Annotated in this window: 20 protein-coding genes and 1 pseudogene; 16 read left to right on the forward strand and 5 right to left on the reverse strand. The window is 51.0% G+C overall.

All coding sequences use genetic code 11. The features are described from left to right. Nucleotides 1-21 precede the first annotated feature (21 nt). Both hslR and ACMHKJ_RS16445 read right to left on the reverse strand, forming a co-directional pair. The gene (gene hslR / locus ACMHKJ_RS16440) at nt 22-438 is read right to left on the reverse strand and encodes a ribosome-associated heat shock protein Hsp15 (protein ID WP_413495590.1); all 417 of its coding nucleotides are present in this window, start codon (nt 436-438) and stop codon (nt 22-24) included. A 96-nt stretch (nt 439-534) separates the two neighbouring features. Next, on the reverse strand, nt 535-2,655 hold the full coding sequence (locus ACMHKJ_RS16445; RefSeq protein ID WP_413495592.1) for an IgaA/UmoB family intracellular growth attenuator: 2,121 nt from the start codon (nt 2,653-2,655) through the stop codon (nt 535-537). 295 nt (nt 2,656-2,950) lie between these two features. On the opposite strand from ACMHKJ_RS16445, the gene nudE reads away from it, so the two are divergent. Next, entirely contained in the window at nt 2,951-3,505 is a 555-nt protein-coding gene (gene nudE / locus ACMHKJ_RS16450; RefSeq protein ID WP_413495594.1) for an ADP compounds hydrolase NudE, read from the forward strand. A gap of 129 nt (nt 3,506-3,634) precedes the next feature. On the opposite strand, the gene mrcA is transcribed toward nudE, so the two are convergent. Continuing rightward, the gene (mrcA, locus tag ACMHKJ_RS16455; protein ID WP_413495596.1) at nt 3,635-6,160 is read right to left on the reverse strand and encodes a peptidoglycan glycosyltransferase/peptidoglycan DD-transpeptidase MrcA; all 2,526 of its coding nucleotides are present in this window, start codon (nt 6,158-6,160) and stop codon (nt 3,635-3,637) included. A gap of 152 nt (nt 6,161-6,312) precedes the next feature. On the opposite strand from mrcA, the gene ACMHKJ_RS16460 reads away from it, so the two are divergent. The 11 genes from ACMHKJ_RS16460 (at nt 6,313) to trpS (ending at nt 16,079) form a co-directional block, all read left to right on the forward strand. Next, entirely contained in the window at nt 6,313-7,122 is an 810-nt protein-coding gene (locus tag ACMHKJ_RS16460) for a hypothetical protein (RefSeq protein ID WP_413495598.1), read from the forward strand. Beyond that, entirely contained in the window at nt 7,119-7,700 is a 582-nt protein-coding gene (locus ACMHKJ_RS16465) for a hypothetical protein (protein WP_413495600.1), read from the forward strand. The genes ACMHKJ_RS16460 and ACMHKJ_RS16465 overlap by 4 nt, the downstream gene beginning before the upstream one ends. Next, a complete protein-coding gene (locus ACMHKJ_RS16470) occupies nt 7,697-8,233 on the forward strand; it encodes a hypothetical protein (protein ID WP_413495602.1) in 537 nt (178 codons plus the stop codon). The genes ACMHKJ_RS16465 and ACMHKJ_RS16470 overlap by 4 nt, the downstream gene beginning before the upstream one ends. Next, nucleotides 8,223-9,287: a transporter gene (locus tag ACMHKJ_RS16475; RefSeq protein ID WP_413495604.1), complete on the forward strand. Its 1,065-nt coding sequence runs from the start codon at nt 8,223-8,225 to the stop codon at nt 9,285-9,287. Before ACMHKJ_RS16470 ends, ACMHKJ_RS16475 begins: the two co-directional genes overlap by 11 nt. Before the next feature lie 642 nt (nt 9,288-9,929). Further along, nucleotides 9,930-10,454 (forward strand): shikimate kinase AroK, encoded by a 525-nt coding sequence (gene aroK, locus ACMHKJ_RS16480; protein ID WP_067368481.1) that lies wholly within the window; start codon nt 9,930-9,932, stop codon nt 10,452-10,454. 31 nt (nt 10,455-10,485) lie between these two features. After that, a complete protein-coding gene (aroB, locus tag ACMHKJ_RS16485; RefSeq protein ID WP_413495605.1) occupies nt 10,486-11,568 on the forward strand; it encodes a 3-dehydroquinate synthase in 1,083 nt (360 codons plus the stop codon). 161 nt (nt 11,569-11,729) lie between these two features. Further along, entirely contained in the window at nt 11,730-12,710 is a 981-nt protein-coding gene (locus tag ACMHKJ_RS16490) for an SPOR domain-containing protein (RefSeq protein ID WP_413495607.1), read from the forward strand. 88 nt (nt 12,711-12,798) lie between these two features. Then, a complete protein-coding gene (gene dam / locus ACMHKJ_RS16495) occupies nt 12,799-13,617 on the forward strand; it encodes an adenine-specific DNA-methyltransferase (RefSeq protein WP_413495608.1) in 819 nt (272 codons plus the stop codon). A gap of 40 nt (nt 13,618-13,657) precedes the next feature. Beyond that, nucleotides 13,658-14,332 carry a ribulose-phosphate 3-epimerase gene (gene rpe / locus ACMHKJ_RS16500; protein WP_413495609.1) on the forward strand — a complete coding sequence of 225 codons (675 nt, stop codon included), beginning with the start codon at nt 13,658-13,660 and terminating at the stop codon, nt 14,330-14,332. Then, a complete protein-coding gene (locus ACMHKJ_RS16505; RefSeq protein ID WP_413495610.1) occupies nt 14,329-15,048 on the forward strand; it encodes a phosphoglycolate phosphatase in 720 nt (239 codons plus the stop codon). The genes rpe and ACMHKJ_RS16505 overlap by 4 nt, the downstream gene beginning before the upstream one ends. A 2-nt stretch (nt 15,049-15,050) precedes the next feature. After that, nucleotides 15,051-16,079, forward strand: a complete 1,029-nt coding sequence (gene trpS / locus ACMHKJ_RS16510) for a tryptophan--tRNA ligase (RefSeq protein WP_413495612.1) — start codon at nt 15,051-15,053, stop codon at nt 16,077-16,079. Nucleotides 16,080-16,250: 171 nt separating this feature from the next. Here trpS and ACMHKJ_RS16515 read toward each other — a convergent pair whose 3' ends face one another. Further along, nucleotides 16,251-16,805 (reverse strand): 4Fe-4S binding protein, encoded by a 555-nt coding sequence (locus ACMHKJ_RS16515; RefSeq protein WP_413495614.1) that lies wholly within the window; start codon nt 16,803-16,805, stop codon nt 16,251-16,253. A gap of 15 nt (nt 16,806-16,820) precedes the next feature. Between ACMHKJ_RS16515 and ACMHKJ_RS16520 the strand changes: the two are divergent. The 4 genes and pseudogenes from ACMHKJ_RS16520 to dmsD form a co-directional block, all read left to right on the forward strand. After that, nucleotides 16,821-17,855 (forward strand): annotated as a pseudogene (locus ACMHKJ_RS16520) (molybdopterin dinucleotide binding domain-containing protein); the annotation flags it as partial. A gap of 11 nt (nt 17,856-17,866) precedes the next feature. Continuing rightward, nucleotides 17,867-18,484, forward strand: coding sequence for a DMSO/selenate family reductase complex B subunit (locus ACMHKJ_RS16525; protein ID WP_067368512.1), 618 nt, complete (start codon nt 17,867-17,869; stop codon nt 18,482-18,484). Nucleotide 18,485: 1 nt separating this feature from the next. Continuing rightward, nucleotides 18,486-19,346, forward strand: a complete 861-nt coding sequence (locus ACMHKJ_RS16530; protein WP_413495616.1) for a DmsC/YnfH family molybdoenzyme membrane anchor subunit — start codon at nt 18,486-18,488, stop codon at nt 19,344-19,346. A gap of 88 nt (nt 19,347-19,434) precedes the next feature. Then, nucleotides 19,435-20,046 carry a Tat proofreading chaperone DmsD gene (dmsD, locus tag ACMHKJ_RS16535; RefSeq protein WP_413495618.1) on the forward strand — a complete coding sequence of 204 codons (612 nt, stop codon included), beginning with the start codon at nt 19,435-19,437 and terminating at the stop codon, nt 20,044-20,046. Between the two features lie 68 nt (nt 20,047-20,114). On the opposite strand, the gene ACMHKJ_RS16540 is transcribed toward dmsD, so the two are convergent. Further along, nucleotides 20,115-20,405, reverse strand: a complete 291-nt coding sequence (locus tag ACMHKJ_RS16540) for a hypothetical protein (protein ID WP_413495620.1) — start codon at nt 20,403-20,405, stop codon at nt 20,115-20,117. Nucleotides 20,406-20,433 lie beyond the last annotated feature (28 nt).

Here is a 20,433-nt window from a genome sequence, read left to right on the forward strand (position 1 = left end):
TTTTCTCTCGTGTTGACCGCTTTACTCTGCGGTATCTGAATTACTGTGTTTAAATTTCAATAATGTCCGTCGTTCCTTTTTATCAGGACGTCGTTCCGGATGCGGCATTGTCAGGGCATTCATTTTACGTGCGAGTGCTGTTTTTTCACGCTTTTCAATACTTTCCGGCGTTTCTTCCCAGAGTTGTTGTGCCAGCGGTGCACTCAGACGTTTGTCTGTTATGCCGAGAATGCGGATCGTCCGTTCATCATTTCCCTGACGCAGGACGAGAGTTGCTCCGTTTTCAACCAGTTTTCCGGGCTTGCTGCGCTGCCCGTTATAATGAACCTTTCCGCCGTCAATCATTGTTCTGGCGACTGAGCGGGTTTTGTAAAGCCGTGCCGCCCAAAGCCATTTATCAAGGCGGACAGGTGCAAGAGCCTGTGGTGCCTGTTGCATGGTTACTCCGTTACAGATATACCCTTATTCATTCAAACTGCAGGTTCGTTGGCTGCCGCCTGCCTGAATGACGTTGGGTACAGATGGCGCAGTTTGTTACGGCTGCGCGTCGGTCGGAAAATCGTGGCGGAAGCAGCTGTCGTAATAGTTGCGGATGTTCATCATCCGGCGGCGGCGCTGATGAAAGCGGACAATAACATATACACCATTAATGATGGTCAGCAGAGTTAATATTACCAGTAAACTGCAACTGGCGAGAAAACGCGCAAGCATCACATTATCCGGCTGATAATGCAGCAGAATATGGCGGGTGCCGTTCGCATCGACAGATACACCGGTGACAATTCCCTGAACCTCAAAAGGGGTATGCAGCAGCATATCTGACAGCCGTTGCAGTGCCCGCCAGTGCTCAAGCGGTGTGATATCTCCCGTCCGTTCATTGACCGGCGCATTTTCCACCAGTGATTTGCCTTCATCGCTGATAAGCAGGACGCCTCCCGGCGGCGGGCTGTTCAGCCGCATGGCGGCATTTTCCACTTCTTTGCTTATTGTTGTAGATGTGGTGACGATAACCAGCTTTTCCAAGGCCTCTGCACTGGCAGGACGTAATAAAACATTCGATTGTTCCAGTTTACCAGCCTCTGCGCGGGCTAATAAATTTTCCCAGTTCGGTGAATTACCCAGGTTAACCAGCGCATTTTTCAGGCGTATACAGTCGCTGTTTTCAAATTCACACAGTGCCTGTGTTTTTAAGACCAGCGAGGAGAAATTATCCAGCAGGCTCATTCCTGACTTGGTTATCATATCCCGCAGGCTGTCATTGACTTTGCGGGAGCCGGTATCCGGATGCAGCTGGCTGTTAAGTGCGGTAAGCAGAGCCGCTGCCCGTTCAACCTGTTCTGATTCAGGTACCGGAAGCGGTGAGGTGTTATTCCAGTAAATACCGGAGCAGTCAAACGGCAGGAAATAGGGTTTATCCTGTGCGGAAAGATTTGGTGGCATGTAACACATCCCCACGCCTTTTGCTTCAAGAAAATCACCTAAATAAAGCGGCATATTTTGCAGCTCATTAAAATTTGTCGATACTTTGGTTTCCGTGCCGGTAAGCCAGTTCAGTGCCAGTTTGACAGGTAAATTGACGGGTTGATTAACCGCAAGTACCAACAGGGCGACAGCACTGATCAGGGCAATCAGCAGATTTTTGCTGTAGCGGTGATACGGAAAGCGGATAGCTTCTTCCTGTAAAGACAGATGTTTTCCCTGACGGACCACCTGCTGATCCTCATACATTTCAATCGGCACGACGGATCCTAAATCCTGATGCAGCCATGGCTCCCAGTGCGGCGGGTAGATAAGATCGATACCGCCGAGTGAGATGCTGTGTTTCTGGCTGTGATCAAAATCACCGAACAGCCCCCAGCGTTTGGGTGTACCACGATAGCACTGAATATCTTTGAGTTTACGGCGGATGGGCATCCGGATAAGGGTCAGTACAATACCTGACAGTAACATACCGCTGCCGAGTACGAGCATCCAGTAAAATAAAAATGGCGGCATAAATACGGAGGTGATCGCGGTCAGTACGCCGCAGATAATCAGAGTGCTGCTGACAAACCCGTGGCTGTGCTGCAGGTGATATTCCTGCGGGCTTTCTTTACGGGTGCCGAGGAACTCAATATCAGTACTGCTGTTTTTCAGTATTGCGGCCTGTACCGGTACATCATTATTTTTTGTCATAGGCGTCGCCAGCGGATAATCATCAGTAAATTCACGTAAGTCATGGCCATTCAGCCCGGTTATCATTGGTAACTGGCCGGTAAAAACAACATCGATAACATTTTTGTTCTGAATATATTTTTCCAGAACAAGCGGAAGGTAAACTTCATTGCCTTCAATATAATAATGCCATTTTTGCTTACTTTTTCCCGGGACAGCAAAACGGGTGATACTGTTACAGAGACGATAAACGTGATCACTTTTTTCGGGGATAGCCGGTAATACAAAGTGCTGTTCATCACTAACCGCCTGCCGGGCTGCATGGGTCAGGTGATATTCAATAGCCTGAATTTCTTCCGGGCCAAGCTGGTGGTGTGTCGGACTTGCAAGCGAAGGTAACACATGACCGGCCCGGTGCCGCTTCCGTCTGTGATTGCCGACGGAAGCCATTATAAGACAACTGATCACCAGACCAGCGGCTATAATGACGGTGATATTCATTTTTTCCCCATTGGTAATTGCCTGTGCAGCATAACAGTGAATAGCATCGCTGAAAAATCAGCCTTTTCTTATTATGCAAAAAATTATTTTAAATAACAGTCTGTTATAACGGGCTGTTTTTTCTGTTTCCTGCAAATTATTCAGTAGGTTATCGTAATTTGTTCATTACTGACGGTACTTTTCTTTGTTTCAGGAACAGGTAATATGGATCAGTGCGATGTGTTTATCCGGAGTATATACTTATTCACAACGCGATATATTAATCCGCGTTTTTACAAAACGCCCCGGGGCATACATGACAGCACTACAAAAACCAAAAATTATCCGTACAGACAATATCGCCCAATCCCGTTTGTTCAGCATTCAGTCTGTTGCACTGGAATTCAGTAACGGCGCGGAGCGTGTTTATGAGCGAATGCGTCCGGCTAACCGTGAATCTGTTTTAATCGTTCCGGTTATCGGGAACGAACTCATTTTAATTCAGGAATATGCAGCCGGTATCGAAAAATACGAGCTGGGTTTCCCTAAGGGTGCAATCGATCCCGGCGAGGACATGCTGACGGCGGCTAACCGGGAACTGAAAGAAGAAATCGGTTTTGGTGCGCAGACACTGGCACCTTTGCGTAAAGTCACGATGTCACCGTCTTATTTTTCGGGGCGGATGAATATTTTGCTCGCCACCGGTTTGTATCCCGAGAAACTGGAAGGCGACGAACCCGAGCCACTGGTTCAGATGCGCTGGCCGGTCAGCGATATGATGGATCTGTTGACACATCCTGATTTTAACGAAGCCCGCAATATTACTGCTCTGTTCCTGGCGCAACAATATTTGTCGCGGATTGGGAAGTGATCTATTTTTAACACAAATAAATAGATTCCAATCATTAAAGAAAGGTATAAATTTGTGTTAAGTGCGGACGATTGAAAAAATAAAGGGCTGCCGGATGGCAGCCCTTTGAGATTGCAGATAAACGTCGGATCAGAAAAGCTCTTCTGCCGCGCCATCCTGCTGAATAATGGTTGTACCCACTTCAGATACACCGTAATCGGTCGGCTCCGTGCCTTTGATAAAATACTCTGAACGTGAATTACCGCCGGAAGCCAGTTTCCCGGTACTGCGGTTAATCTGCACAGAGATAATACCCGGTGGTGGCGGATCTTTACGCTCCGGTACGCCTTCCAGCGCAACTTTCATAAAGTCATTCCAGATTGGCTGAGCGCTTTTTGCACCCGCTTCACCGCGACCCAGATCACGGATATTTTCATCAAAACCAATCCAGACTGCCGCTACGATGTCAGGGCCGTATCCGACAAACCAAGCGTCTTTTGAGCTGTTGGTTGTACCGGTTTTACCGCCGAGGTCACGGCGTTTGATATCTTTCATTGCCCGCCAGCCTGTACCACTCCAGCCGGGTTCGCCGTAAATATTTGAATTCATAGCGTCTTTGATAAGAAATGCTACATCGGTGCTGACAACGTGCGGGGCATACGGGGAGTCATTACCCGCCTGCGGTGCTTTTTCCAGATCCACTTCCGGGGCTGCCGGCTGGTCATTTTCCTGTGGCTGATTATCCGATTTTGCCACATCATTTTCCAGGGCATCACTGTTCAGCCCGGTGCTCAAATCATGAGTGCCTTCACCGTAAATAACCGGAATATTGGTGCATTGCGGACAGGCAATCCGGGGTTTTGCGGTGAACAGCATTTTGCCGTCCATGTCGTCAATACGGCTGATAAAGTACGGATCGATAAGGTACCCGCCGTTTGTCATTACCGCATAGCCGCGAACCATTTGCATCGGGGTAAAGGATGAGGAACCGAGTGCCATCGATTCAGTCCGGACAATATTGCTGTCCGGGAAACCAAAGCGCAGCAGGTAGTCTGCTGCATAGTTCACACCCATCGCCCGCATTGCGCGCACCATGACCACGTTTTTAGATTGTCCGAGTCCCTGACGCAGACGGATAGGACCGTCATAACGTGGCGGGGAGTTCTTGGGACGCCAGTCCGTGCCTGAGCCATCGGCACGGACAATCGGCAGGTCATTGAGCAGAGAGGAAAGGGTCAGGCCTTTATCCAGTGCAGCAGTGTACAGCAACGGTTTGATGCTGGACCCGACCTGGCGCAGTGATTGTGTCACCCGGTTAAATTTGCTCAGTTCAAAATCAAATCCGCCGACCAGCGCGATAATTGCACCGTCTCCCGGATTCAGTGCAACAAAGGCAGAGTTAACATCCGGTAACTGTGACAGTACCCAGCGTTCTTTGCTCTGGCGCACCCAAATCTGTTCGCCGGTATGGATCACGCCGTTAACCGCGCGTGGTGCAGGACCCATAGCGCGGTCAGAAATAAATTTCCGCGCCCAGCGCATGCCGTCCATGGTTAAATCAATCGTGCTGCCGTCTTTGAGCATCACCTGCGCGCGGGAGGCATCGGCACTGAGAACAACCGCCGGATGCAGCGGACCGTAGACCGGTAATGTTTTCAGTTTACTCAGGATTTGTTCTGTATCCCACGGCGTGGCGTTCTGCTGCCATAACACCTGCTGCGCACCCCGGTATCCGTGGCGGATATCATAATCAATGATGCCGTTATGTACGGCCGCTTCGGCACTGAGCTGATCTTTACGTTTTACAGTGGTGTAGACCTTATAACCATCGGTATAGGCATTTTCGCCATACTTTTCGATCATCGCCATACGAGTCATTTCAGCCAGGTACGGCGCGGAGAAATCAATCTCCGGGGCATGGTAACTGGCGTTAATCGGCTCGAGGCGGGCTTCATCATATTGTGCGCGGGTGATGTAATTTTCTTCCAGCATCCGGGTCAGTACAACATTGCGGCGTGCCAGTGCGCGTGATTTTGAGTACAGCGGGTTAAATGTGGACGGCGCTTTCGGCAGTCCGGCAATAACGGCTGTTTCGCTCAGTGTCAGCTGGTCGGGTGTTTTGCCGAAATAGACATAGGCGGCGGCTCCGACACCATAGGCACGCTGACCGAGGTAAATTTTGTTCAGATAAAGCTCAAGAATTTCATCCTTGGTGAGCAACTGCTCAATGCGGATAGCCAGGAAGGCTTCTTTTACTTTACGGATGACCGTTTTTTCCGGACTGAGGAAGAAGTTACGGGCAAGCTGCTGAGTAATGGTACTGGCCCCCTGGGATGCCCGCCCTGAGGTCATTGCAACAGAGGCAGCACGGAAAATCCCGATAGGATCGATACCATGATGCTCATAAAAACGACTGTCCTCCGTCGCGATAAAGGCTTTTTTCATCAACGGCGGGATTTGGCTGAGAGTCAGCGGAATACGGCGTTTTTCGCCGAACTGTGCGATCAATTCGCCGTCGGCGCTATAGACCTGCATAGGTGTCTGTAATTTGACATCTTTCAGCGTTGCCACATCGGGCAAGTCCGGCTCGACATATTTGTACATCCCATATATCGAAGCTGCTCCAAGAAAAATGCAACAGACAACAAAGATCAATAAATACTTTAAGAACTTCACCTGAAAGTTTCCGTTAGCCGTGTGGTGGACAGTTAATAAACAGCGACCCTGTAGTATAAAGGTTCATGCCTTTCTTGAATACGTATTTTATAACTAACGGAAAATAAAGAAGAAATAACTATTTCGCACACCAATAATAAAAGGAATTATTAATGCGGATAACTTCACGGGTGGCAGGGTTTGCCCTTCAGGATGGCGCGATAATGATCGCTCTCGGCTATAAATATCGCCATCACTGCTCTTTTGATGACTTTACCACACTGCGTTTTTCTGACGGAGAACTGGCAGGTGGCAGGGTGCAGAACTCCGCTGCGGTGTCGGCAGCTCTGACCCGCTGGTGCCGTCGTTTTCGCGGGCGTTTACAGTGGCGCGTGGCACTGCCCGCTCCGTTGTATCTGCAGCAACGTATCCGTCTGCCGGAAAGCCGGATGGTGCAGGCATCTGTTGTTCCTCTGATCGACACGTATCTGGCGCGCACCTTTCCGGGGCGTTGTCAGGAACTGATATATGACTACTGTATTTTACCGGGGGAAATTGTGCTCACCACGGTACACCGTGCTGTCCGTGAGGTGTGGGGATCGCTGGCGGCAAAAGTGGGAGCGCAGCTGACGGTACTTGATCTTACTCCCTGTGCGCTGCGCTGTTTTGCACATGCCCGGGGCGTGTCCGCACAGGACTGGCTGCTGTTCAGTCAGGGGAATTCTGTCTGCTGGCAGGCAGGAACGTCGCATCCGGCACTCAGCGGCCAGGCAGAGCCGGATTTGCCCTCATTATCAGATGCGTTGGCATTACAGGGGTTTGATAACGCGCAGGCGTCTCTGTGTTGTCTGCATGATACCGCGGTATTACCGGTTGCCTGGCAGCATGAGTGTGAGCAATACCGCGTAACAGAGCCGGATACAGTACCTCCGGGTTATGCGGCGGCTGCCGGAATGGTATTACGCGGGGAAGATCGGCTATGAGCGGATATCATGTCAATCTGACCGAATGGCGTGTCCGGTTGCGCCGGAAAATCTGTCGCGGGATAGTTATCCGGCTTATTTTTACAGGCAGTATTATATTATCCGGCTTGATGATGTTTCGCCTGCAGACCGGGCAGAATGAGGTGCATCTGGGCGTGATGGAAATGGCCGAAGCGGCGCGTGAAATCCGCTGGAGTTCCCGGCTGATTGTGCTGGCGCAGGATATTGCCGCAAAGAAGCAGGCGGAAGATGCGCTGCATCGCCGGGCGCGTGTCGGGCGGGAAAATCACCGGTATCGTGAACTGCTTCATTTTCTTCAGCAGCAACTCCCGGCAGATGCCTGGCTGGTGCGCTATCAGGCAGAGCTGCAGAAGCAGGAAACAGAAAATACGGTGCGTCATACCCTGGCGGTAAACCGCTACCAGGTGATTGCGGCAACACATCCTTTATTGCACCACTCTCCGCCGGGGTTGCTGCCGCTCCGGCTGACCCGTCTGCATTATCATAAAGCGGCGCGTGTCCGGCAATTCACGCTGGTGACCTATGCCGGTGACAGGCATACGCAGGCAGTACCATGAATGCTGACGCATTATGGCGCTGTTTACAGTATCACAGCATGCAATGGGCAACTGCTGTGATGGTCTGTCTGCTGACGGGCGGCACACTCTGGTATTTTTATCTGCTCCCGGCATTCAGTGATACAGACGTGCGGTATCAGCAGTTGCAGAGACTCACCCGGCAGACAGAAATATTTCTCCCGGAGATTGAACATACATCCGGCTCTGCGGCACCGGCGTTACTTACCCAGCTGCCGGAAACGGCACTGCCGATGCTGGCGGGCTGGCAGCAGGAGCCACAGGATGCCCCCTCGCGCTGGATACTGACCTTTGAGGCATATTATCCGGCACTGGCCGGTTTACTGGATACGCTGACCGTGCAACTGACGGAGCTGAACATCACCCGGCTGTCACTGCATCCGGTCACCGGCGGCCCTCAAACATCTCCTGCGCTATTACAGATGACTCTGCACCTGGCATTGCCGGGGGCGGAGAGCCGGTCAGTATCTGAGACTGATTTACCGGATATTAATAAGGAAGAGTATGACAACTAAAAGGCAGGGATGGTTAGCCGGGCTGATTACAGGAGGCTATGCCCTGACGGGGGCAGCGGCACACAGTGAGATGCACCCGAGAGATCTCTTTCTGCCGGCGGAGATCAGCGCACAACAGGCTGCGGTGATGATCCCGCCGGTTTTATCTGCGACAGCGGCAGATACAGCGGATAACAGGCAGAGCCGCACATTTACATTGCAGTATGCAGATGCGGCTTCGGTACTGGAAACACTCCGGTATCATCATGGATCATTGTTTGGTAAGGAGGATGTATTACAGGCAGATTCGCTGACAAACTCCCTCTTTATAGATGCAGGTGCGCAGGTACTGACCCGCACAGAAGCCTGGCTGACACTGATGGACAAGCCGCAGCAGCAGGTACAGATAACCGCACATATTGTTTCCGGCTCCCGCGAGGCGCTGCATGAACTGGGACTGCAATGGGGAACTGTGCTGCCGTCGCCTGATAAAGGAAACCGGCTGCAATTGCATCAGGCGCGGGGCAATAACACCTTTACCTTCAACATTGCCCGTATAAGCGGACATTTGCTGGAGATGGAGCTCACCGCGCTGGAGCAGGAGCAGCAACTGGATATCGTCGCCAGCCCGCGACTGACCACGGCGCATGAACATCCTGCCAGCATTAAACAGGGCTCGGAAATTCCGTATACCACACAGAGCCATGAGTCCGGCTCACAGGTTCAGTTTCGTGAAGCGGTACTGGGAATGGAGGTAACGCCGCAAATTTTACGGGAAAATAAAGTCCGTCTGACGTTGCATATCAGCCGCAATGCACCCGGAGTTGCACTGGTACAGAATGGCAGCGAGCAATACGCGATCGATAAACAGGAAATTACTACGCAGGTGGTTGTACGTAACGGAGAGACACTGATCCTCGGCGGAATTTTCCAGCAGGACAAGGGAAAGCAAGTCACCGGAGTACCGTATTTGTCAGCAATCCCACTGATGGGAAAGCTTTTTACTCACCAATACGATAAACTCAGCCGCCGTGAATTGGTGATTTTCATTACACCACAACTGATTGATATTTAGTAACTTCAAAAATATCAGTCTGTTATGTGATTATTTACGGGAATTATCCGCAGGATAAAGCATTTTTTTATCGATTCTGCGGTGTTATACATTTGACGACTGCAACGATTTAGCATACAAGAGTTACCTAATTTAGTAGGTATGAAATCTTTGTTGCATCAAAACATGCTGTTAATCCGTTGACGGATAACGCCCTAATTTATCAGACTACGCCTTATATCTCTGCGCGGCTCCCGTTATCAGAAGGATCCACAGAAATATAAGGCGCGGTTTTTTACAGGCGTTATGATAGTATGTGCAGATGTTCAGAGGCCGGATTGCGACAGGCATCACACTGCAGTACCTGAGATACTTTTCTGATTTTATACTCAGGTATATACCCAACGCCATTCAAGATTCAGGCAGGCGGCAAAGGAAAACAGATGGGGAGCATACATCAGTATGTGACCCGGCTGGTTGAGTACCGCCAACGAACCTGTAGTTTGAATGGATAAGGGTATGGTTGCAGTCGGGCAGAATATGCTGAGACAGTTTCAGGCTAATCTCACATATTCACTCACGAGGTTTCATTTGAGGTTCCGCCGCTGATCGGGTGAGCGGGGCGGGTTATCATTAACGAATATTCTTAGTTATACCAAAAACATGGCAGAGAAACGCAATATCTTTCTTGTCGGCCCGATGGGTGCCGGCAAAAGTACTATTGGTCGTCAGCTGGCTCAGCAATTAAATATGGAATTTTTTGATTCCGACCAGGAAATTGAACATCGCACCGGTGCTGATGTGGGCTGGGTATTTGATGTCGAAGGTGAAGAAGGTTTTCGCCTGCGTGAAGAAAAAATCATCAATGAACTGACTGAAAAACAAGGTATCGTACTGGCTACCGGCGGAGGTTCCGTCAAGTCACGGGAAACCCGCAACCGCCTTTCAGCGCGGGGTGTGGTTGTCTACCTTGAGACCAATATTGAAAAACAACTGGCCCGTACACAGCGTGATAAAAAACGCCCGTTGTTACAGGTTGATGAGCCGGTCCGGGAAGTTCTGGTCAAACTGGCAGAAGAGCGTAATCCGTTGTACGAAGAGATCGCGGATATCACTATCCATACCGATGATCAGAGTGCAAAAGTGGTTGCAAATCAAATCATTGAGCTGTTAGAAACCAACAGCTGATTTTACATTACCGGCAACATGCGGAGGTGCCATGGAAAATGTGACTGTGACATTAGGTGAGCGTACTTATTCAGTTTCGATTGCTCCCGGTCTCTTTTCCCTTCCCGGCACCTTTGCGCCGCTGACCTCCGGTCAGCGCGCAATGATTGTCACAAACACCACCCTTGCCCCGCTGTATCTCACGACTCTCACCGAAAACCTTCAGCGCGAAGGCATTCAGGTGGATTCGGTGATCCTGCCGGATGGCGAACAGTACAAATCCCTGACAACCCTTGATCTGATTTTTACCGCATTGCTTGAGCACAATCACGGGCGTGATACCACGCTGATTGCGCTGGGCGGCGGGGTAATTGGTGATCTGACAGGGTTTGCGGCCGCAAGTTATCAGCGCGGTGTCCGCTTTATTCAGGTACCAACGACATTATTATCCCAGGTGGATTCTTCTGTCGGGGGTAAAACCGGCGTAAATCATCCGCTGGGTAAAAATATGATCGGCGCATTCTGGCAGCCGGCGAAAGTGGTGGTTGATCTTGACTGCCTGAAAACACTGCCGTGTCGTGAGCTGGCTTCCGGGCTGGCAGAAGTTATCAAATACGGCATTATTCTGGATAACGAATTCTTTGTCTGGCTGGAAGAGAATATCGACCGTCTGCTGGCACTTGAGCCGCAGGCGATGGCATATTGTATCCGCCGCTGCTGTGAGCTGAAAGCTGAGGTTGTGGCGGCAGATGAAAAAGAGACCAGCGGGCTGCGTGCTTTGCTGAATCTGGGACACACCTACGGACACGCTATTGAAGCTGAAATGGGCTACGGTGTCTGGTTACACGGTGAAGCGGTTGCCGCAGGGATGGTGATGGCCGCCCGCACTGCTGAATTACTGGGTGTATTCCACCCGCAGGAGACATCCCGGATAATTTCATTACTGCAACGCACCGGGTTACCGGTTCGCGGCCCTGAATCCATGACGGCGGACATGTATCTTCCGCACATGATGCGGGATAAAAAAGTGCAGGGCGGTAAATTGCACCTGATTATTCCGACCTCGCTCGGACAGTCGGTTGTTCGTGCGGATATTACGCATGAAACCGTGCTGGCGGCTATTCAGTCAGTGTAACGCGGGTCAGTCCGGCAGAATGTTTTTTTATATCTGTCTCGCTGAGTGTCCGGAAAATGGTTACACTACGCATTATGACGCACCATTATGACGTACTTAGTGCGGGTCAGTTCTCTTCTGTTATATCTAAAGACAAGTTTCTGCTCTGATGGGAGGGCAAAATGGACGGCTTTAAACCCGAAAAGCAAGAACCACAAATTTTCAGCGATCCGGATGACGAAGTGATCCGTCCGGATGCTTCAGACCGGCCCGATCGCCCGGAGCGCCGGACGACACGCCCGCGCCCGCAGCAGTCCCGCCCTAAGTTTGCCGTATCCCGCCAGCAGATGATGATTGGTGTGGCGGTCGTGGTATTGGTGTTACTGATTATTGCGATCAGTTCTGCATTAAAATCACCGGCAGAACCGGAAGCACCGCAACAGCCGCAGAGTGGCGAGCGCCAGATAAACCTGGGCAGCTACAATAACAGCGACAGCAATAATAATGATGGCGGAGCAACGACGTTACAGCCGTCTCAGCCGGTTACGACACAAGCCGGACAGAGCGGGGTCAATTTACCTGCCATCAATAATCTGCCGACTCAGGCTCAGCCGTCACAGACGACCGGCACCGGTCAGCGTGTGGATATCCCGGGTGACATTAATGATGCCCTGAATCAGGGAGCTACCCAGAGCGGTGTCAATAATGTTGCACAGCAGAACATGAATAATCTGCCGCCGGTAACGAATACTCTGCCTTCTGCACCGGCAGAACCGAAAAAACCGGTTCAGGTGAAGCCGCAGCCGGTGAAAACAACAACCGCTCAGCCGGTTAAGCCGCGTGAAGCAAGCAAACCGGTTACCGCAGCACCGGCAAAAAACAGTCCGGCGATTGCGAAAGCGGCTGCCGGCGGTTACACCCTGCAACTGAGTGGTGCGAGCCGTGCGGATACACTGAAAGCGTTTGCACAAAAGCACAGTTTGTCGAATTATCAGGTATATGAAACGTCACGTAACGGAAAGTCGTGGTTTGTCCTGGTTTACGGTAACTTCCCGACAGTCGGGGATGCAAAACGGGAAGTTGAGCGTCTGCCTGCTGAAATTCAGGGGAAAAAACCGTGGGTCAGAAAGATGCAGGATGTGCATCAGGACATGAAAAAATAAACACGAATTCCGTCAGGTGCTGATTGACTGTCTGAAACAGAGCAGGATCGGCGGCTCTGGCCTTTTTTGAGCAATGATTACAGGCAGCATGAAAAAACAACGCGCATTTTTAAAATGGGCTGGCGGAAAATATCCTCTGGCAGATGAGATAAAACGGCATCTGCCGGAAGGAAATTGCCTGATAGAGCCTTTTGTCGGCGCGGGGTCTGTTTTTCTGAACACGGATTATCCGCACTATGTACTGGCGGATATCAACAGTGATCTTATCCATCTGTACAATATGGTGAAATTGCGGACTCAGGAATTTATCGATGAGTCCCGCAAGCTGTTCACACCAGAATTTAATGATGAAATTCAGTATTATGCCATGCGGGAGCGGTTCAATCTGAGCGCAGATCCCTTCGAGCGCAGTGTCCTGTTTCTGTATCTGAACCGCCATTGTTATAACGGATTGTGCCGGTATAATTTAAAAGGGCGTTTTAATGTGCCCTTCGGGCGCTATCGCAAGCCATATTTCCCGGAAGCGGAATTACTGTGGTTTGCTGAAAAATCCCTGAAAGCAACGTTTATCTGCCAGTCCTATGTGACCAGCATGGAAGAATCCCGTCCCGGCGATACGGTATATTGTGATCCGCCTTATGCGCCGCTATCACTGACGGCTAATTTTACTGCCTATCACAGCAGCGGATTCGGATTCCCGGAGCAGGTAAACCTGGCGCAACTGGCAGAAATGCTCTCATCCGATCGCAACATTCCGGTATTGATTTCGAATCACGATACCCCCCTGACCCGGGAGTGGTATCATCAGGCACAGCTGCATATCGTCAAAGTGCGGCGCACTATCAGCCGCAACACACTTAATCGCGAAAAAGTGAGTGAATTACTGGCGCTCTTTCGCGGACAGTGAGCCGTTGAACCCGGCGGCGTCTTATTAAGAGGAAACAGGAATGAAAGAGTTTTTGATTGCTCCGTCCATTTTATCTGCTGACTTTGCCCGCCTGGGGGAAGACACCGCAAAAGTACTCGCTGCGGGCGGCGATGTGGTTCACTTTGATGTTATGGATAACCACTATGTCCCGAACCTGACCATCGGTCCGATGGTGTGTAAGGCTCTGCGTGACTATGGTATTACCGCCCCGATTGACGTGCATCTGATGGTTAAACCTGTTGACCGCATTGTGCCGGATTTTGCCAAAGCAGGCGCAACCTATATTTCATTCCACGCGGAAGCGAGCGAGCACGTTGATCGCACTATCCAGCTTATCCGCGAATGCGGCTGTAAACCGGGATTGGTTTTAAACCCGGCGACACCGCTCAGTTACCTCGATTATGTCATTGATAAACTGGATATGATCCTGCTGATGTCAGTAAACCCGGGCTTTGGCGGTCAGTCATTTATCCCGGAAACGCTGAATAAAGTTGCCGAAGTCCGCCGCCGCATTGATGCCTGCGGGCGCGATATCCGCCTGGAAGTGGATGGCGGCGTGAACACAAATAATATTGCCGCGATCGCACAAGCCGGTGCCGACATGTTTGTTGCAGGATCGGCGATTTTCAGTCAGCCGGATTACAAAACCGTTATTGATGATATGCGTAAAGAATTAACAAAGGTTTCAGCATGACAGATAAAACAGCAGTACCGCAATTTACTGGAATTAAAGCCGTTGCATTTGATCTCGACGGCACATTGGTCGACAGTATTCATGGCCTGGCTGATGCAACAGACAGCGCACTGAATGAACTGGGTTACCCGCAGGCCGGAAAAGAAAATGTCACGGTCTGGATTGGTAACGGCGTTGATATTTTATTAGAGCGCGCGCTTACGTGGGCAACAGGCTCCGCACCGGATGCCGCACTGCACGCAAAATGCCGTCAGTTATTTGATAAATATTATGCAGATGCCGTTAAAACCGGCAGCCCGCTGTTTGCAAATGTGAAACCGACATTGCAGGCGCTGGCTGACGCAGGGATGGATCTGGCGATTGTCACCAATAAACCGACTCCGTTTATTGCACCACTGCTGGCTGAATTAGGTATTACTGACTTTTTCTCTGTTGTATTGGGCGGGGATGATGTGAAAAATAAAAAACCGCATCCGTCACCGCTTTATCTGACACTGGGTGAGTTCGGGCTGCGCAGGGAAGAGATGTTATTTGTCGGGGATTCCCGTAATGACATTCTGGCGGCTCAGGCGGCAGAGTGCCCGAGTGTGGGTCTGACCTACGGCTATAACTACGGCATTCCTATTGCTGACAGTCATCCGGACTGTGTATTGTCTGACTTTGCAGGCTTACTGCCGGCACTCGGACTGTCTCCGTTAACTCATCAGGAAGGATAATCATGAGCGGAACCGCTGCTACAAAAAATCAGAAACCCGTTGTTTTCAGCGGGGCACAGCCTTCCGGCGAGCTGACTATCGGTAACTACATGGGCGCACTGCGTCAGTGGGTCAAAATGCAGGATGATTACGACTGCATCTACTGCATCGTTGACCAGCATGCCATTACGGTCCGCCAGGATCCGGTTGAGCTGCGTAAACGCACGCTGGACACCTTATCCCTGTACATGGCCTGTGGTCTGGAACCGGAAAAAAATACCCTGTTTGTTCAGTCACATGTGCCACAACATGCACAATTAGGCTGGGCGCTGAACTGCTATACCTATTTCGGCGAACTCAGCCGTATGACGCAGTTTAAAGATAAATCTGCCCGTCATGCAGAGAATATCAACGCCGGGCTGTTTGACTATCCGGTTCTGATGGCGGCAGATATTCTGCTGTATCAGACAAATCAGGTGCCGGTCGGGATCGACCAGAAACAGCATCTGGAGCTGAGCCGTGATATCGCGCAGCGCTTTAATGCTATTTACGGCGATGTGTTTGTTGTGCCGGATCCGTTTATTTCATCCGGCGGTTCCCGTGTGATGGCGTTACAGGATCCGACAAAAAAAATGTCGAAATCCGACGATAACCGCAACAACCTGATCGCGTTGCTGGAAGACCCGAAAGCGGCCGCGAAGAAAATCAAACGCGCCATGACTGACTCTGAAGAGCCGCCTCGTGTGATTTATGATTTAGCCAACAAACCGGGCGTATCAAACCTGCTGGATATTCTTTCCGGTGTCACCGGCAAGCCGGTTGCCGCACTGGAAGCGGAATTTGAAGGACAGATGTACGGTCACCTGAAAGGCGCGGTTGCTGATGCGGTTTCCGGCATGCTGACGACGCTACAGACCCGTTATCACGAAATCCGTAATGATGATGTATTACTGAACAGTGTGATGAAGGAGGGTGCAGAAAAAGCCTCTGCCCGCGCACAGGTAACACTGGATAACGTGTATGACGCTATCGGCTTTGTCCGCCGTCCGTAATTCGCTGGTATATATCCAACGTCATTCAGGATGCAGGCAGGCGGCAAGCTCCGATCGCCGGGGAGCATACATGAGTATGTGACCCGACGGGCTGAGAGCAGCCAACGAACCTGCAGTTTGAATGAATAAGGGTATAAGAAAAGCGCCTGAACGGCGCTTTTCTTATACCTGCTACAGCCAGCCTTTCTCTTTGCGAGACTGACATATCGGACACAATGTTTGTTCCGGTTGCCAACTCATAAAAGGCAGATGGCAGCTCTTACAGTGCGCGTCAAAATACGGATAGTGAGCCGGTAAACTATTTTTTTCTGCCTGCGGCACCACATCAATCGCTTTCGGGAAACAGACATCCCTGCAACTCATACAGCCGCTGCATTTGGTTTTATCCACGGTAAACTGATTGTTTTCAATCAGAATTGCGCCCTCCCGGCACACGGCTGCGCAGGCGGAACATAAAATACAGTTTTCAGTATCCGGACGGACATCAAACCAACTGTCGTCAGGCCAGAGTTTTTTGCGCTCATTCAGACCGGTTTTTGCCCGTCCCAGGTTTAGTTCTGCGGCGCCCGCTTTCTGACGAAACAAGGCAAAGCGTTTTCCGGTATCTATTTGTGCAGGCGGCGCGATGGTCAGTTGCCAGACCGGCTCCTGCAAGGCTTTCAGCCGAAGATTGAGCTCTGCCAGTACCGGCAGCCAGCTATCCACTTGCGGTTCAGTAATCTGCATGCCGCGGATATGATATTGGATGTGCCGATCAAAATGGTCTGGAACTATGCCGGTAACTGCCTGGTTAATCAGCATTCTGATATCAACCGCACTCATGACATTCTTCAGGATGACAGCAAGTGCGAGATGGTTGTGGTAATCGACAATCACCTGACTTCTTCTGCGAAATATGCCGATATTATTCTGCCGGACTGCACTGCATCAGAGCAGATGGATTTCTGTATGGATGCGTCTGCGGGCAACATGGGATATGTGATTTTTGCAGACCAGGCTATCGCGCCGCGTTTTGAAAGCCGCAATATCTATGACATGACCAGCGAAATAGCCAAACGTATGGGTGTCGGTGATGTATTCACCGAAAATCGCACCCAGGAAGAGTGGCTGCGCCATCTCTATGAGCAATCCAGAGCGGCATTGCCGGAATTGCCGGAGTTTGATGAATTCCGCAAACAAGGCATGTTCAAAAAACGTGATCCGCAGGGACATCATGTGGCGTACCGCGCATTCCGTGAAGATCCGCAGGCTAACCCGCTGACTACGCCATCGGGAAAAATCGAGATCTATTCATCTCAGTTGGCTGAGATCCAGAAAACCTGGGAACTCAGTGAAGGTGATGAAATTCATCCTCTGCCGGTGTATGCCGCCGGGTTTGAACATGGCGGTGATCCGTTGATGGAAAAATACCCGTTACAGATGACCGGTTTCCATTACAAATCCCGCACGCACTCAACTTACGGCAACGTGGATGTCTTGCAGGCAGCCTGCCCGCAGGAACTGTGGATAAACCCGGCCGATGCCGCAAAACGCGGAATTGCACAGGGTGACAAGGTACGGATCTTTAACGACCGTGGTGAAGTCCGCGTCAATGTGAAAGTCACACCGCGTATTCTGCCGGGTGTCGTCGGATTGGGTGAAGGCGCATGGTACAGCCCGGATGGTAATCGTATTGACCACGCGGGCAGCATTAACGTGTTAACCACTCAGCGCCCGTCGCCGCTGGCGAAAGGGAACCCGTCCCACTCCAACCTTGTTGAAGTCGTTAAGGCCTGAGGAAGCGAATTATGTCAACGCAATATGGTTTCTACATTGATTCAAGTCGCTGCACCGGCTGCAAAACCTGCGAGCTGGCCTGTAAGGACTTTAAAAACTTATCACCGGAAGTAAATTTCCGCCGCATTTATGAATATGCGGGCGGAGACTGGACTGAGCAGGATGGCGTCTACAATCAGAATGTGTTCGCTTACTATCTCTCCATCTCCTGTAACCACTGTGATGACCCGGCATGCGCCAAAGTCTGTCCGAGTGGCGCTATGCACAAACGCGAAGACGGCTTTGTCGTGGTGAATGAAGATATTTGTATCGGCTGCCGCTACTGTCACATGGCGTGTCCGTATGGCGCACCGCAGTTTGATGAAGTCAAAGGGCATATGACCAAATGTGACGGCTGCTATGAGCGCGTTGCTGAAGGGAAAAAGCCGATTTGTGTCGAATCCTGCCCGCTGCGTGCGCTGGATATGGCACCGATTGAAGAGCTGCGTGCCAAATACGGCACACTGGCGGAAATCGCGCCGCTGCCGTCCGCTGAATACACACATCCTAATATTGTTTTAAAACTCAATGCCAACAGCCGTCCTGTCGGGGATACCACAGGCCATCTGGCTAACCCGGAGGAGGTATAACATGGGATCGGGAATTCATGAATGGCCGCTGATGTTCTTTACCACCCTGGGTCAGAGTGTGGCAGGTGCGTTTATCATCATGGCGGCAGTGTTACTGCCCGGGAAACTCACCCCTGAGATGAACCGGAAAGTACATTACAGTATGTTCGGGCTATGGGTATTAATGGGGATTGGTTTTCTGCTCTCCATGATGCACATGGGCACGCCGATGCGTGCATTTAATGCCTTTAACCGCCTGGGCAGTTCATCGCTCAGTAATGAAATTGCCGCAGGCTCGGTCTTTTTTGCGGCAGGCGGATTTTACTGGTTGCTGGCGGTACTGAATAAAATGCCTGCTGCTCCCGGCAAGCTCTGGCTGGTTGTGGTGATGATACTGGCAGCGGTGTTTATTTATGCCATTCCTCAGGTGTATCAGATTGCCACTGTGCCGACCTGGAACACACCTTACACCACTATCCACTTTGTACTGACGGCATTGCTGGGCGGTCCGCTGCTTGCTGCACTGTTGTTGCGCATGGCGGGGTTTGACCTGCGCTGCATCAGCTGGCTGCCGGTGGTGAGTATTATTGCGCTGGTGGTGAGTGTGATTGCGGTAACGGCTCAGGGCTTTGATCTGGGCGGTATCCGCAGTTCTGTTCAGAATGCCTCTGCACTGGTGCCGGAGTTTGGTATGTTTATGGGCTGGCGTCTGGCATTGCTGGCGCTGGGTCTGGCATGCTGGGTTCTGCCGCTGGTCAGACGCACTAATCCGTCGGTTATCATGATGCTTGCCGGTTTTGTGCTGGTGCTGGGTGGTGAAATCATCGGGCGCGGTATTTTCTACGGTCTGCACATGACGGTCGGGATGGCTTATCTCGCCTGATACAGTGAATGCGTATCCTGTTACTGTTACCCGGTCGTAAACCGTGGCAGGATACGCCAATCGTTCTATTCTGATAACAGAGTGTGTTATGAGTCAGCAAGCAGTCAGTGATATCGCATTAACCGCCCGTATTCTCGGCGCGGCATTTTATTATCCGCCGGAAGAAACCGGGCAGATAACGGCGCTGCTTTCCTCCGGTGACTGGGTGGCGGAATGGCCGTACGGCACTGATGCACAAAAGCAGGCGGCGGCAGACAAACTGCATGCCGTAACAGTCGGTGAAGAAACGCATGTGCAGGCTTATCAGCGTTTGTTTATTGGTCCGCAGGCGTTACCGGCATCGCCGTGGGGCTCTGTCTGGCTGGATAAAGAGCAGGTGTTGTTTGGTGACTCCACCGTGGCACTCCGTCAGTGGATGCGCAACCACAATGTGGATATCGCGCTGACGCAGAACGAGCCGGAAGACCACATAGGTTTGTTACTGATGATGGTGGCGTGGACGGCAGAAAATAATCCGGATGTTGTAAACGCACTGCTGGCGGAGCACCTTCTGCCGTGGGCGCGTTACTATCTGGCAAAAATGCAGGAAACCTGCGCAAACCCGTACTATGAGGGATTATCTGCTCTGACTGCGCTGACACTGAATGCCTGGCAGGAAACCCGCCTGATAATACCGGCAGAAAAAACGATTTTTGCCTGAATAAATTAACGCACGTATAAAAAAAACCTTCTGATTCATACCGGAAGGTTTTTTTCTATCTGACCGGATCACTGCCCGAGGTCAAATTCATTAATTTTTGCCAGCATGTCCGGGTCGTTCCGGTACTGTTCCCGCAACAATTCCTGATCTTTCTTAGCCGCAGGACAGGTTTCATCCATTGCTTTGCGGATCTCTTTTTTATGATCCTCCGGCAGGGTATTGTCCCATTCACCGGCGAAATGTATGCAGGTCTCTGCATTATCCATATACACTTCAAGCCGATCTTCCTGCGGCTTTTCTGCGGCAGATACAGTGCCTGCTATGGCAGAGAGCACCAGCAGCATTATCAGGTATTTCATCCTTGCCTCCTGTTTAAGACGATTGATT

The sequence above is a fragment of the Morganella psychrotolerans genome (assembly GCF_965118875.1).
Taxonomy (GTDB): Bacteria; Pseudomonadota; Gammaproteobacteria; order Enterobacterales; family Enterobacteriaceae; genus Morganella; species Morganella psychrotolerans_C.